This window comes from Streptomyces sp. BL1, from assembly GCF_057628045.1.
The window spans coordinates 220061-233618 of record NZ_JBXYWZ010000002.1 but is presented as its reverse complement, the minus strand read 5'-3'; the positions used below and the strand labels follow the sequence as shown (position 1 = coordinate 233618).

The following is a 13558-nucleotide window of genomic DNA, read 5'->3' as shown; positions in this document are numbered from 1 at the left end:
TCGGGACCCACGCTGATCGGCTCCAAACGGGGCAGAAGGCAGACGGGGCGGCGCTCAGTGCGGTCGGCGGCCGCGCACCGACACCAGGGGGTAGGACTGGACGACGAAATCCGGGTCGTCGAGCAGATACAGGAAGGCCACGAGCTCGTCCTCGGTGAGGCCGGCGTCCAGCAGTTCAGGGCGTGCCTGGACCGTGTTGGCGGAGTGCAGGCCGATACCGACTCCTCCGCCCTGCCAGGATTCGGCGTAGACGGTGGAGTGCACGTCCTCGCAGCCGGCGCGGATGAGCGCGCCATGAACGTGACGGGCCCACAGCGGGTCTGCTCCCGCGTCGGAGAGGCATTTCATCAGCGTGCCGTGCACCCGCTCGAACAGGGCGTCGGCACCGTCCGGACCGTGCAGTACCGGCAGGTGGCCGCAGTCGAACTCCTCCAGCACCAGATGGCCTCCGGGCTTCAGGGCACGCATCAACCGCCGGAGGACATCGCGGCGTTGGGGCAGATGCAGCAGGACCAGGCGAGCGTGTACGAGGTCGAACTCGCTCTCGGGAAGGGAGTCGTGGACGACATCGTGCTGGATGACGCGGAGGTTGTCGTGCCGCTGTGCGGGCGCGGCTGTGGCCGGCGCGATGTCGGTGACGACGACCTCTCCGGACGGGCCGGCCCGGTCGGCAAGCCACGTTCCCAAGGAGCCGCTGCCGCCGCCGACTTCCAGGCAGTGCCAGCCCGGGCCCACGCCGGTGCGTGTGAGATGGAGACGGGAGACCGCGTCGTAGCACGCCTCGAGGGCGGTGAAGCGCTGCGCTGCCGATTCGGCGGCGCTGTTGTCGAAGAGATACCGGTCCGTGGTCTGTGCGGGGGAGCTGTGCACGCCCTTCCACATCCCCTTCTGCGTCTCAGTCGCTGCGGGAATCGGCGGAGACCCATATGAGGGGCCCTGCGGCCCAGTACACGAGCAGGGCCGCGGGGCGCGGAAGCCATTCGGGGACCGGACATGTTGAACGCGTTGAACGCATGTTCGGGGCGAGGTGGCGCACAGTGCGTGAACGTGCCTGTGAGCTCCGAGCGTTGGCGAGTGCGGCCCCGCCAGTGCTTTGCGTCGTGTTGGCGTATTCGTGGGGGATCTGGTGGGCGGGGCGGCTGCAGGGGGCGGGTTCGCGGCTAGCATGAGGGCAGCCCGTGAGGGCGGGGCGGGGAGACGAAGCCATGGGGGATCTTCGATTCCGTCTCGACGCGGTCGAGGCGGCCACTGACACCGAACCGGCAGGACACGCAAGGCTGTTCAGCGGCCGGGGACCGGAGCCCAGCCGCGCCCGAGGGGATTCCCGTACGGGTACGGCGCGCTCCCGTGGGGCCCCACCTCGCGCCGCAGTCCCGGCGGCTCGTGCCGCTGTCCGGGCGGCTCGTGCCGTTGTTCTGGCGGAGGGCCGTCGGGTCCTCGTCCCGTCGTCAGCGCCCGTCCGCAACTCCCGCCCGCAGCACCGCCGTCAGATCCGGAACCGGTGCGCAGGGCGTGCAGGTCGCATCGTCCGTGTACAGCGACATGAGGGGGCAGAGTCATGACCAATCCTCCGCAAGGTCCCACCTCCGGAGACGACTGGGGATCGGGAACACAGGGCGGTGAGCCCGGCAAGGGGCAGCAGCCGCCACAGCAGCCCCCGTACCAGCAGCAGCCGTACGGCGGGCCGTACGAGGAGCAGTCGGGGCAGACCTGGCCCGGGCAGCCGTACCAGCAGCCGCCGAGCCAGGGGTATCCGGGGCAGTACCAGCAGCCGGGGCAGCCGGGCTACGGCTACCCGGGCCAGGGGCGGGTCGGGGGAGCGCCGCCCACGTATCTGGTGTGGTCCATCCTGACGACGCTGCTGTGCTTCCTGCCGACCGGCATCGCCGCCATCGTCTTCTCCACACAGGTGACGTCGAAGCTGAACATGGGGGACCTCCGGGGTGCCCAAGTGGCCTCGGACAGGGCCAGGTTGTGGTCCCTCATCAGCGCTGGGATCGGGGTCTTCTTCTTCCTCGTCGTCCTCGTGACAGGCATCTAGCGCGGATGCGCCGCGGCGCGCTGCGGATCGTCCACGTGCTGCGGGATGCCCGCGTCCTGCGGGACGTCCGTGTCCAGGCGTGGGCGGCCGCGGCCGGGCTGGTGACGCTGACGGTGTGGGTCACCGTCGTCGATCCGCACGATCCCGGGCACTTCCCGTCGTGCCCCTTCAGGGCGGTGACCGGCTGGTCGTGTCCGGGCTGCGGGTCGCTGCGCGCGCTGCACGACCTGATGACGGGTCAGGCGGGGGAGGCGTGGGGGCACAATGCGGCCTTTTTGGCCGCGTTGCCGGTGCTTTTGTACGGGTGGGTGCGGGGCGTGCGCGGGCTGGGGCCTTCGCCTGCGGCGCGGCGTCGGTGGGTGGGGCCGGCGATCCTGGCGGCACTGTTCGCGTGGACCGTAGTGCGCAACCTCCCGCCCCTGCGTGCGGTGTTGGCTTTGCCGTGAGCGACTGCGGTTGCGCTGTGGTTTGCGCAGTTCCCCGCGCCCCTACGTGCGCAGTTCCCCGCGCCCCTTGTCCGTGAAAGGGGCGCGGGGAACGCAGCGTTCAGCGTTCGGCGCGCGGCGGCCAGTTGGTGAACGTCTTGGGCCGCGGGGTGGCGTAGGTGCGGACCTTGGACGTGGTGAGGCCGAGGCGGACGAGGGACTCGGCGATGGTCACCGCCGCGGCCACACCGTCGACGACGGGCACTCCCGTACGTTCGACGACGCGTTCCGTCAGACCCGCCATGCCGCCGCAGCCGAGGCAGATGACCTCGGCCTTGTCGTCCTCGACGGCCCGTACGGACTGCTCGGCGATGGCCTCGACCGCCGCCTCGGGGTCCCGCTCCAGGTCGAGTACGGCCATGCCGCTGGCCCGTACGCCCGCGCAGCGGTCGGTGAGCCCGGCCGTCTTGAGCCGGTCCTCGATCAGCGGCACGGTCCGGTCGAGGGTGGTGACGACGGCGTACTTGTGACCGAGGAACTGCGCGGTACTGGCCGCGGCTTCGGTGATGTCGACGACGGGTACGTCGAGGAGTTCCTGGAGGCCCTCGCGGCCGTGTTCGCCGTAGCCGGCCTGGATGACGGCGTCGAACGGCTCCGGGTACGCCTTCACGGTCTCCATCACCGCGACGGCGGCGAGGTAGCTCTCGTAGTTGCCCTCGACGGAGTCGGCGCCGAACAGCGGGGTGAGCGGCACGATCTCCGTACCCGGGGAGGCGACGCTCGCGGCCGACTCACCGATGCTCTTGGTCATCGACTCGGTGGTGTTGACGTTGACGACGAGGATGCGCATGGTCCGACTTTCTCTGCTGGTGCCGTGGGGGAGGTGCCCCGGGTGGTCCGGTGCCGCGGGGGCTGTCACTCGCTGTCGACGGCGAGGGATTCGCCGTCGACGTCCTGGAAGTGTTTCCCGCGGGCCCCGATGACGAAGTAGATCAGCGCCGCGATGCCCGCTCCGAAGAACCAGGAGAAGCCTGCCACGTCCTTGAAGAACGGGACGAGGGCGATGACCACGGCGATGAGGGCGGAGGGGACGAAGGCCCCTACGGCCTTCATGTTGATGCCGCCGCGGTAGAAGTACTCGCCCTGCGGGTCCTGGGTGTAGAGGTCCGGCACGTTGACGTGGCTCCTGCGGAGCAGCCAGTAGTCGGCCATGACCACGCCGAAGACCGGGCCCAGGAGCGCGCCCAGACCGCCGAGGAAGTAGTTGACCACGTCGGGGTTGTTGTAGAGGTTCCACGGCAGGATGACGAGGCCGATGATGGCGCTGACCAGGCCGCTGCGGCGGAAGTTGAGCTTCTTCGGGAAGAGATTGACCAGTACGTAGATCGGCGCCACGAAGTTGGCCAGCAGATTCACCGCGATGGTGAGCACGATCAGCGCCAGGGAGGCGGCCACCAGGAAGATCTGGTTCGGGATCGTCTGCACGATGTCGGTCGGGCTCGTGATGACACGGCCGTTCAGCTTGAACTGCGCCCCGCTGAGGACGACGACGATGCCGCCGAAGAACAGCATGTTGACGGGAATGCCGATCAGGTTGCCCCGCACGATCGAGCCGCGGCTCTTCGCGGAGCGGGTGAAATCGCAGAAGTTGAGCACGAACGTGCCGTAGATGACGACCCACAGTGCCGCGCTCTCGAAGATGTGCAGCCATGCCGCACCGCCCGAGGGGGCGTGTCCGGTGGACATCGCGATCGAGCCGCCGGCCTTGACGAACATCCAGACGGCGAGGGCCGTCATCGTGATGAGGATGACCGGCGCCGCGAAGGCCATGTACTTCCGGATGACGTGCATCCCGTAGCTGACGATCAGCACCTGGACGACCCACAGCACCAGGAAGGTGATCCAGCCCAGCGTGGAGAGGCCGAGGATCGAATTGCCGTCCAGCGAGCGCAGCCCGGGGAAGAGGGACTCCAGCAGGGTGCGCAGCACGGAGGAGGCGAGATAGGTCTGGATGCCGAACCAGGCGATGGCGACCGCGCCGCGCACGATGGCCGGCAGTTGCGCGCCCTTGATGCCGAAGGCGATCCGGCTCATCACGGGGAACGGCACGCCCGTCTTGTGCCCCATGTACCCGGACAGCGTGAGCAGCAGGAACAGCAGGGCCGAGGCCAGAACGAAGGCCGCCAGGATGTGCCATACACTCAGCCCGAGTGCGAACAGCCCGATGGCGAACGCGTAATTGCCCAGGCTGTGGACGTCGTTCCCCCACAGGGTGAAGACGTTGTACGCGCCCCACGGGCGCCCCTCACGCTTCGTGGGCGCGAGGTCATAGGTATACAGCTCCGGACTCGTCGGAAGGCTTGCGCTGCTCGTATCTGGTGGCGACCCGTCCTGCACGGCGGTCATGCAAGCCTCCAAATTTCCAACATGTGAAATGTAGTTTCCTACTGGCAGAACGGGAGGCTACGGATGCGTGCCAGCGGGGGTCAATAGGTTCCGGCCATCGAATCGGGCGATGACCGGCGACGATGCCCTGTCACTCAGTGCCGGGACAGTGCCGGGGACAGGGCATCGGCGAGCTGGTCGGTCAGCCGGTCACGCCCGGGTTCCGGGGCGCTTGCGGGCGGCGGGCAGCGGTACGGGACCGGCTCCGGCGACCACGGTGTTGGATACCGTGCCGATGCCCTCGGCGGTCAGCGTGACGGTGTCGCCGGGCTTCAGTGGCGGGGGAGTCTGTTCGCCCCGTACGCCCCAGAGTTCGGCCAGGCAGCCGCCGTTGCCGCAGGTGCCCGAGCCCAGCACGTCGCCGGGCCGTACGGAGGTGCCGCGCGAGGCGTACGCCGTCATCTCCTCGAAGGTCCAGCTCATGTTCGAGAGCAGATCGCGGCCGACGACCTCGCCGTTGACCTCCGCGGTCAGCTCCAGCCGCAGCAGGCCCTCCGCGTCCCGGTACGGTTCGAGCTCGTCGGCGGTGACCAGGTACGGGCCGAGCGTGGCCGCGGTGTCCTTGCCCTTGCAGGGGCCGAGCCCCACCTTCATCTCGGCGGACTGCAGATCGCGGGCCGACCAGTCGTTGAAGAGCGTGTAGCCGACGATGTGCTCCGGCGCCTGATCGGGCGTCAGGTCGCGGCCCTCGCGGCCGATGACGGCGGCGACTTCGAGCTCGAAGTCGAGTACGGCCGAGCCCGGCGGCACCGGTACGTCGTCGTACGCGCCCAGCACGGCATACGGGTTGGTGAAGTAGAAGGTGGGCGCCGCGTACCACTGCTCCGGCACGCCGGCGGTGCCGTCCACCGAGCGGCGTACGCCCTCCACGTGCTGCTCGAAGGTGACGAAGTCCCGGACGGTGGGCGGCTGCAGAGGCGGCAGCAGCGTCACGGCGCCGGCGTGCGGGCCGGGCGTGGCACGCAGTGCGGCCTCGCCCGCGGCGAGGAGCGGGCCGCGGCCCGCGCGGACGAGGTCGAGGAGATCGTCGTGGCCGGGCAGCGGGTGCAGCCGCTCACCGGGGCCGACGACGCCGGCGTGGCGGGAGCCGTCGTGCTGGTACGTCGCGAAACGCATGGGGGTCCTGTCGCTCGGCGGGTGGGGGTACGTAGGAGAAGAGGGGATCGTACGAGAAGAGGGGGCCGGGAGCGCGGTCCGTCAGGGCGTGGACAGGTCACCGCGCTCCCGGGGTTCAGGGCCCGGCGCCGGGCCGGAGCCGCTGCGGGCCGGAACCGCTGCGGGCCAGCGCTGCTGCGGGCCGGAGCCGCCGCGGGTCACACGGGCGGGGCGATGAAGCAGCCGCGGTCGGGGTCGTTGAAGGACTCCTTGGCGACCAGTTCGTTCATAGGGTTGGCGGTGCCCCACTGGTCGGTGACCTCGGGCTGGGAGAAGTCGTAGATGTGCGGGTGCCAGGTGTCCTCGTCGAGCTCCTCCAGCTCCGTGGTGTATTCGATGGTGTTGCCGTGCGGGTCGAGGAAGTAGGTGAAGGTGTTGTCGCCCGCCAGGTGCCGGCCCGGGCCCCAGATCTTGCGGTAGCCGGCCCGCATCACACGCCCGGAGCCGCGCATGTACTCGTCCAGGCCGCGCATTTCGAAGGACACATGGTGCAGCGCGGTGTGCGGGCCCTGGGCGAGGGCCATCGAGTGGTGCTGGTTGCTGATCCGCATGAAGTGCATGACCTCGCCCATGTGCGGCGAGCTGAGGGTGTCGGACAGCCGGAAGCCCAGGTGCCGCTCGTACCACTCGCGGGTCTTGTTGAGGTCGGGCGAGTTGAGCACCACGTGGGAGAGCTTGACCGGGATGGCCTCCTTCTCCTCGACCTTGCGGTGCTGCCGGGCCTCGACGTCGGCGGAGACCTCGATGGTGCGGCCGTCGACGTCGAAGAAGCGGAAGCCGTAGCCGCCGCCGGGGGTGTCCACGGTGCCCGGCCGGGACAGCAACTGGACGCCGCCCGCGAGGAGTTCCTCGGCGAGGGTGTCGACGTCGGCGGGGGAGGCGGCCCCGTACGAGACGAGGTCGAGACGCTTCTCCTCGGCCTTGCGCAGCCGCACCACGTACTGCTCGGGGGAGCCCTCGGCGGCCAGGAAGGAGATGCCGGAGTCCTCGGCGACCTGGGTGAGTCCCCACACGCCGGAGTAGAAGTCGAGCTGCTTGTCGTAGTCGGGCACGGCGAGGTCGACGTGCCGCAGATGGGTGAGCAGACGGTTGCTCATGATCGGAACCTCCGGAGTGTCAGGTGAGCCGCAGCAGAGTGGCGGCGTTGCCGCCGCGTACGGCCTCGAAGTCGGCGTCGGGCAGCCCGGCCGCGCGCAGGTCGCCCAGCGGGTCCTCGGTGCCCATGTCGAACGGGAAGTCCGAGCCCAGCAGCACCTGTTGAGGCCCTGCCGCGCGGACGAGCTCCCGCAGTACGTGCGCGTCGTGCACGAGCGAGTCGAAGTGGAGCCGCCGCAGATAGCTGCTGGGCGGGTGCGTGCAGCCGCGGGCGTCGCTGCGGGCGCGCCAGGCGTGATCGGAGCGGCCGATGTGGGTGGGCAGATAGCCGCCCCCGTGCGCGGCGAGGATCTTCAGGTCCGGGTGCCGGTCCAGGACGCCGGAGAAGATCAGGTGGGAGAGGGCGACGGCGTTCTCGGTGGGCTGCCCCACGGTGTTGGACAGATACCACTGGTCGAGCCGTTCATCGAGCGTGCAGCCGAAGGGGTGCACGAACACCACCGCACCCCGCTCCTCGGCCCGCGCCCAGAAGGGCGCCAACCGCGGGTCGGACAGCTCCACTTCGCGCGTCCCGTCCGGGCCCGGCGCGTGCGAGGAGATCTCCACACCGCGCAGCCCCCGCTCCAGCGCGTCGTCCAGCAGCCGCACCGCCAGGTCCGGGTGCTGGAGAGGTGCGAGGCCCAGGCCGTGCAGCCGCTCGGGCGCCTTGGCGCAGTGTTCGGCGGTGCCCTCGTTCGCCAACCGGCAGACGTGCTCGGCCAGTTCGGGTTCCGCCCAGTAGTGATAGTGCGAGGGAGAGGGGCTGACCAGCTGTACGTCGACGCCGGACGCGTCCATGGCAGCCAGCCGTACGGAGGCGTCGGTGAGCCGCGGGATGCGCTCCCCGACCATCGGCCCGTTGACCGCCAGCGCCTCGGGACCGTTGCGCCGCGCGTCCAGTTCGCGCGCCGCGGCCAGTCCCGGACGGCCTGCGACGGCGTCCTCGACCTGCGGGAGCAGGACGTGCGCGTGTACGTCGACAGTGGGCGGCGCGCTCACGCCATCAACTCGGTTCGTACTCACGGCAGTTCCTTCAGTCCGGTCATGGTGCGGCCCATCAGTCCGGGCACGTCCGCGTCGGTCACCCCGTCCAGCAGCCACTGGCCGATCTGCACAGAGCCTTCGACGACGCTGCGTACGCGGGGCATCCGGCGCTCGCGGTAAGTGCTCAACAGCGCGTCGTCCCACACCTCGTGCTCGGTGAGGAGGGAAGCGAGCACGGAGACGTCCTCCAGCGACATGGCCGCGCCCTGCGCGAGGGTGGGAGGGCAGGCGTGCGCGGCGTCACCGACGAGCACCACCCGGCCGCGGTGCCAGGGCCCCTCCACCAAGTGCCGGTCGAACCATGTGTAGTTGACCTGCCCGGGGTCGGTGAGCGAGGCGGCGATCTCCGTCCAGGCGCCCCCGTAGCCTGCGGCCAGGCGGCGCATCTCCGCCGCGTACGAGGCGGGGTCGAGGGTGGTGCGGTCGCGGTTCCGCTCGACCAGATAGGCGTACACGGTGTCGGGCCCGGTCGGACAGTAACCCGCGATGAAACACGGGCCGCCGTAGACGATTTCGGTACGTGTCACGCGCGCCGGACGCGGCGCGGGGGCACGCCAGATGGCCATGCCGGTGGGCTCGGGCTTGTCCTCGATCCCGATGAGCGTACGTGTGGCGGAACCGATCCCGTCGGCGGCGACCACCAGGTCGTAGCGGCCCGAGGTGCCGTCGCTGAAGGTGACGTCGGCGCCGTTGTCGTCCTGTGCGAGCGTCTCGACCGTGCAGCCGAGGCGTATGCGGGCACCGGAGGCGCGGACGGCCCCGATCAGCAGTTGCTGCAGCTGCGGGCGCTGCATGCCGACGGTGGCGGGCAGATCGTCCCCGCCGGTACGGATGTCCTTCGCGACGTGCAGGACGGTGCCGTCCGCCGCGATGATGCCGAGCTCGCCGAACGGGTAGCCCTGGGCGGCGACTTGGTCGCCGACGCCGATCTCGTGCAGCACGCGGAGGGCGTTGCCCTGGAGGGTGATGCCGGAGCCGGCGGTGGCGTTCCAGTCGTCCTTGGCCTCGACGAGGTCGACGTCGATGCCGGACCGCCGCAGCAGGACGGCGAGTCCGTTGCCCGCGGTGCCGCCGCCGACGACGAGCACGCTGCGGGTGGGGGTATGAGGCATGTGCGGGTTCCTCCCTGGGTGGCGGACCGGGCGCGTACGGCGCCCGGTTTCCGCTGCGCGGCGGGGCGCGGCGCCCGATTTCCGCTGTGGCGCTGCTACTTGACCGCGCTGCTACTTGACGGCGATCGGATTGACGGGGGAGCCGACGGCTCCGGTGATCGGGAGCGGTGCGGCGGTGAGCCAGAACGCGTACGTGCCGTCCTGTGCGCAGTCCTCCGCCAGCGCCTCCAGGTCCCACATCTCGCCGATGAGCAGCCCCATGTTGGGGATGGCGACCTGGTGCAGCGGCTGGAAGGCGTGCTCGAACTCGTTGGGCCGCACCTCGAAGCCCCAGGTGTCGGTGGCGACCGCCGCCATCTCCGTACGGTGCAGCCACCCGGCCGTCGTGAACGACAGCCCCGGCGAGGGGCCCCCGGCGTACTCGCCCCAGCCCTCACGGCGTGCGCGGGCCAGCCGTCCCGTACGCACGAGCACGAGGTCGCCGCGGCCCACCGCGACACCGTGTGCCTCCGCCGTGCGCGTCAAGTGCTCCTCGGTGACGGCGAATCCGTCGGGCAGCTCCCCCTCGTCGCCGATGACGCGGCCCACGTCCAGCAGCACGCCGCGCCCGGCGACATGGGGCGCCATGTGCTCGATGCCGGTGACCAGGTCGCCGTCGGAGGTGACGGTGCGCGCCGCGTCCCGCCCGTTCCACGCCTTGCCGTGGTCGAAGATGTGCCCGAGACCGTCCCACTGCGTCGAGCACTGCAACGGCATGGCGATCACATCGTCGGCGCCGCCCAGACCGTGCGGGAAACCCTGGTTGCCGAGCGCCGCGTCCGTACCGGTGTCGAGCATGGTGTGCACCGGGTTGGTGCGCCGCCGCCAGCCCTTCTGCGGCCCGTCCATGTCGAAGCGCTGTGCCAGCGAGAAACTGACGCCCCGTCGGATGAGGGCCGCGCCCTCGCGGCGCTTGGCCTCGTCCAGGAAGTTGAGCGTGCCCAGCCGGTCGTCCTCGCCCCAACGCCCCCAGTTCGAGTACGCCTTGGCGGCCTCGGCGATCGCGCCCTCGGGATCCGTACGGTCGATCATGCGGCGCCCTCCGCGACGCAGCGGGTGCGCTGGTGGCCGAGTCCGGTCACCGAGCCCTCCATCACGTCGCCGTCGCGCAGCAGCCGCCCCCAGTGCATGCCGTTGCCGGCCGGGCTGCCGGTGAGCACCAGGTCGCCGGGCAGCAGCCGCGTGGTCTGCGAGACGTAGGAGACCAGCCGCGCCACGTCGAAGATCATGTCCTTGGTGGTCTCGTCCTGCATGACCTCGCCGTTCAGCTTCAGTGTCACCTGGAGCTGCGAGGGGTCGCCGACGGACTCGGCGGGCACGAGCCACGGGCCGAGCGGGGTGAAGCCGGGGGCGTTCTTCGCGCGCAGCCAGTCCGAGCCGATCTCCGGCATGTCGCGGCGGAAGACGAGTTCACGGGCCGTCAGGTCGTTGGCGACGGTGTAGCCCGCGACATGGGCGAGCGCCTCCTCGGGCGTGACGCGGTACGCGGGCCGCCCGATCACCGCGGCCAGCTCCAGCTCCCAGTCCGGCTTCTCGCACCACGCCGGCAGCTCGACCTCGTCGTACGGGCCGGTGAGGGAGGAGGGCAGGCCGATGAACACGTACGGCTGGTCCTCGGCCGCCCTGCGGTCCATCATCGCCGCGGTCTCCTCGCGCACCTGCGCGGCGGGACGGCCGTCCGCCGGCTCGTGGGCGACGGCCAGATCGACCACGTGGGTGCGGTAGTTGGCGCCGGACTGGAAGATCTGCCGCGGCTCGACGGGAGCGTGCACCCGCAGCTCCGTCAGCGGCTGCCAGTGGCCGGTGCTGTCCTCGGCGAGGGAGCGCAGCCGCGGCAGCAGCTCCTCCCAACGCTCCAGCACCGTACGGACGGTGAGGTCCGGCGCGTCGAGCGCGGTGCGCAGGTCGAGCGCCGCCGCGCGGGGCTCCGGCACGACGAGGGCGGGGAAGCGGCGGTCCGGCGAACCGGCCGCGGAGAGGGTGGCGAGGGCGAAGGGGCCGGCGAACCGGGCCGCTGCCGCTGGGGATTCCACGTGGATGTCCTTCCGATGGCGTGGACTCCAATGTGGCCCCTGACCAGGCTATTTGTGAAATAGATTCACTGGATGTGAACCATCGGCGCGGTGGATACCCTGGGGGAGAGCACCGTGAGGGCCGTACGTGAGGAAGTCCATTGAACCTGGCCAGCCTTGACCTGAATCTCGTCGTCGCGCTGCGCGCGCTGCTGGAGGAGCGCAGCGTCACCCGCGCCGGACAGCGCAACGGGCTCAGCCAGCCCGCCATGAGCGCGACCCTGGCCCGGCTGCGCCGGCACTTCGGCGACGACCTGCTCTCCCGGGTCGGCAACGACTACGAGCTCACCGCGCTCGGCCAGGTCCTCCTCGACCGCTCGTCCACCGCCTGCGATCTGCTGGAGCGGGTCTTCACCAGCCAGGCCGCCTTCGATCCGGCGCGCGAGGAGCACGAGTTCACGCTCGTCGCCTCGGACTACGCGGTCGCCGTCTTCGGCGCCGAGCTCGCCCGCGCCGTCCACGCGGAGGCCCCGAACATCCGGCTGCGCTTCCAGCAGACCCCCACGGACATCACCGAACGCACCGGCGCCCTGCTGAGCACCGTCGACGGGGTGCTCATGCCGCACGGCATCATCAGCGACCACCCGGCGACCGACCTCTACCGCGACCGCTGGGTCTTCCTCGTCTCCGAGGACAACACCGAAGTCGGCGACGAACTCACCCTGGACGACCTGGCACGGCTGCCCTGGGTGAGCTATCAGCGCACCTACGACGCCCCCGCGGCACGGCAGTTGGGCATGCTCGGCGTCCGGCCCAGGACGGAGGTCTCCGTCGACAGCTTCCAGTCACTGCCCTCGCTGGTCGCCGGGACCCGCCGGGTGGCCCTCATCCAGGAACGCCTCGCCGAACGCCTCCGCGGCATCGCCCCCGTACGCATCATGGAGTGCCCCTACGACTCGGTCCCGCTCCGCGAGGCCCTGTGGTGGCACCCGGTCCACACCCACGACGCAGCCCACCTATGGCTACGAGAAACAGCCGAGCGCGTGGGCGCCGCACTGGCGGCAGACCGTTAGCCCGGTGTGGGCGATCGGTCCGCCGAGGGGCGGAACGGGCGGGCACACCGGACCGCACCCGCGCAGGGAACGCACCCCGCACCCAACGCAGGCGCACCCCGCGGTCAGCGGAGCGTCAAAGCGGCAACAGATCCGGCCGCTTGGCCCGCACATCGTCACCCGACGACTCCCCACGGAGCCGCCGCCCGATCCACGGCAGCAGATACTCCCGCGCCCAGTGCAGATCCTCGCGCCGCGCCTCGGCCGCCGACCGGCACTCCACCGGCCACGGCGCGTCCGCCGCACCCTCGACCGTGCCGGGCAGACCCAGCACCTCCGCGCAGCGCAGCGCGACCCGCTCGTGCCCCTCGGCCGACAGATGCAGCCGGTCCTCGCTCCAGGCGCGCCGGTGCTGGACCGCGCGCAGCGACCACAGGTCGAGGACGGGGCAGTGGTGCCGGTCGGCGATCGCCCGCAGATGCGCGTTGTACGTGGCGATCTTGCCGCGCAGGTGGCGCAGCACGGGCACGCCGCGGGTGTCGAAGCCGGTGCACACCACCACGGTGCCGACGGTGCTGAGCAGTTCTTCCAGCGCGCGCTCGTACTGTGCGGCGATGGCGTCCGGGTCGGAGCCGGGCCGCAGGATGTCGTTGCCGCCGGCGCAGAAGGTCACCAGCTCCGGGGCGAGCTCCCGGGCGCGGGGGACCTGCTCGGTGACGACCTGGTCCAGGAGCCGTCCGCGGACGGCGAGGTTCGCGTACCGGAAGTCCGCGTCAGGGCGCTGCTCGGCGAGGAGGGCGGCGAGCCGGTCGGCCCAGCCGAGGAAGGTGCCGTCCGGGCCGGGGTCGCCGACGCCTTCGGTGAAACTGTCGCCGATCGCCGTGTACGACTCGATGGGGCCTGCCGTAAATGCTGTCGATTCGCCTGTCACTCGACATAGTTTCGCAAACAGATCCGTGCCCTATGCAACCGGGTTTCGTGCGGGCCCGGAACCGCAGGCCGGAACGGGGTCCCGCGACGGGCGCCGCCGTACGCCCGAAGACGCCCAACCCCCGGTCAGGGGTCGGGCGTTGGGCGTCTCGGGTGGGGCCCGGGGAGG

General features: G+C 70.8%; 13 protein-coding genes. 3 read left to right on the top strand and 10 right to left on the bottom strand.

All coding sequences use genetic code 11. The annotated features are described in order from the left end of the window. Positions 1 to 54: 54 nt before the first annotated feature. The gene (locus AC3AGO_RS01230) at positions 55 to 870 is read right to left on the bottom strand and encodes a class I SAM-dependent methyltransferase (protein ID WP_487818184.1); all 816 of its coding nucleotides are present in this window, start codon (positions 868 to 870) and stop codon (positions 55 to 57) included. A gap of 688 nt (positions 871 to 1558) precedes the next feature. Here AC3AGO_RS01230 and AC3AGO_RS01225 point away from each other — a divergent pair. Then, positions 1559 to 2041, top strand: coding sequence for a CD225/dispanin family protein (locus tag AC3AGO_RS01225; RefSeq protein ID WP_487818183.1), 483 nt, complete (start codon positions 1559 to 1561; stop codon positions 2039 to 2041). 5 nt (positions 2042 to 2046) lie between these two features. Beyond that, on the top strand, positions 2047 to 2487 hold the full coding sequence (locus AC3AGO_RS01220; protein WP_487818182.1) for a DUF2752 domain-containing protein: 441 nt from the start codon (positions 2047 to 2049) through the stop codon (positions 2485 to 2487). A 100-nt stretch (positions 2488 to 2587) separates the two neighbouring features. Here AC3AGO_RS01220 and AC3AGO_RS01215 read toward each other — a convergent pair whose 3' ends face one another. From AC3AGO_RS01215 to AC3AGO_RS01180, 8 genes are all read right to left on the bottom strand, one after another. After that, on the bottom strand, positions 2588 to 3316 hold the full coding sequence (locus AC3AGO_RS01215) for an aspartate/glutamate racemase family protein (RefSeq protein ID WP_487818181.1): 729 nt from the start codon (positions 3314 to 3316) through the stop codon (positions 2588 to 2590). Between the two features lie 65 nt (positions 3317 to 3381). Then, on the bottom strand, positions 3382 to 4872 hold the full coding sequence (locus AC3AGO_RS01210) for an NCS1 family nucleobase:cation symporter-1 (protein WP_487818180.1): 1491 nt from the start codon (positions 4870 to 4872) through the stop codon (positions 3382 to 3384). 189 nt (positions 4873 to 5061) lie between these two features. Next, positions 5062 to 6027, bottom strand: a complete 966-nt coding sequence (locus AC3AGO_RS01205; protein ID WP_487818179.1) for a fumarylacetoacetate hydrolase family protein — start codon at positions 6025 to 6027, stop codon at positions 5062 to 5064. A 197-nt stretch (positions 6028 to 6224) separates the two neighbouring features. Then, the gene (locus tag AC3AGO_RS01200) at positions 6225 to 7163 is read right to left on the bottom strand and encodes a VOC family protein (protein ID WP_487818178.1); all 939 of its coding nucleotides are present in this window, start codon (positions 7161 to 7163) and stop codon (positions 6225 to 6227) included. 19 nt (positions 7164 to 7182) lie between these two features. Further along, on the bottom strand, positions 7183 to 8223 hold the full coding sequence (locus tag AC3AGO_RS01195) for an amidohydrolase family protein (protein ID WP_487818177.1): 1041 nt from the start codon (positions 8221 to 8223) through the stop codon (positions 7183 to 7185). Beyond that, the gene (locus AC3AGO_RS01190) at positions 8220 to 9356 is read right to left on the bottom strand and encodes an FAD-dependent oxidoreductase (RefSeq protein ID WP_487818176.1); all 1137 of its coding nucleotides are present in this window, start codon (positions 9354 to 9356) and stop codon (positions 8220 to 8222) included. Before AC3AGO_RS01190 ends, AC3AGO_RS01195 begins: the two co-directional genes overlap by 4 nt. 111 nt (positions 9357 to 9467) lie before the next feature. Then, positions 9468 to 10427 (bottom strand): cyclase family protein, encoded by a 960-nt coding sequence (locus tag AC3AGO_RS01185; protein WP_487818175.1) that lies wholly within the window; start codon positions 10425 to 10427, stop codon positions 9468 to 9470. Continuing rightward, positions 10424 to 11434 (bottom strand): fumarylacetoacetate hydrolase family protein, encoded by a 1011-nt coding sequence (locus tag AC3AGO_RS01180; protein WP_487824505.1) that lies wholly within the window; start codon positions 11432 to 11434, stop codon positions 10424 to 10426. Before AC3AGO_RS01180 ends, AC3AGO_RS01185 begins: the two co-directional genes overlap by 4 nt. Before the next feature lie 134 nt (positions 11435 to 11568). Between AC3AGO_RS01180 and AC3AGO_RS01175 the strand changes: the two genes are divergently transcribed. After that, entirely contained in the window at positions 11569 to 12480 is a 912-nt protein-coding gene (locus AC3AGO_RS01175; RefSeq protein WP_487818174.1) for a LysR family transcriptional regulator, read from the top strand. 115 nt (positions 12481 to 12595) lie between these two features. Here the strand turns inward: AC3AGO_RS01175 and AC3AGO_RS01170 are convergent, their stop codons facing one another. After that, the gene (locus tag AC3AGO_RS01170; RefSeq protein WP_487818173.1) at positions 12596 to 13390 is read right to left on the bottom strand and encodes an SGNH/GDSL hydrolase family protein; all 795 of its coding nucleotides are present in this window, start codon (positions 13388 to 13390) and stop codon (positions 12596 to 12598) included. Positions 13391 to 13558 lie beyond the last annotated feature (168 nt).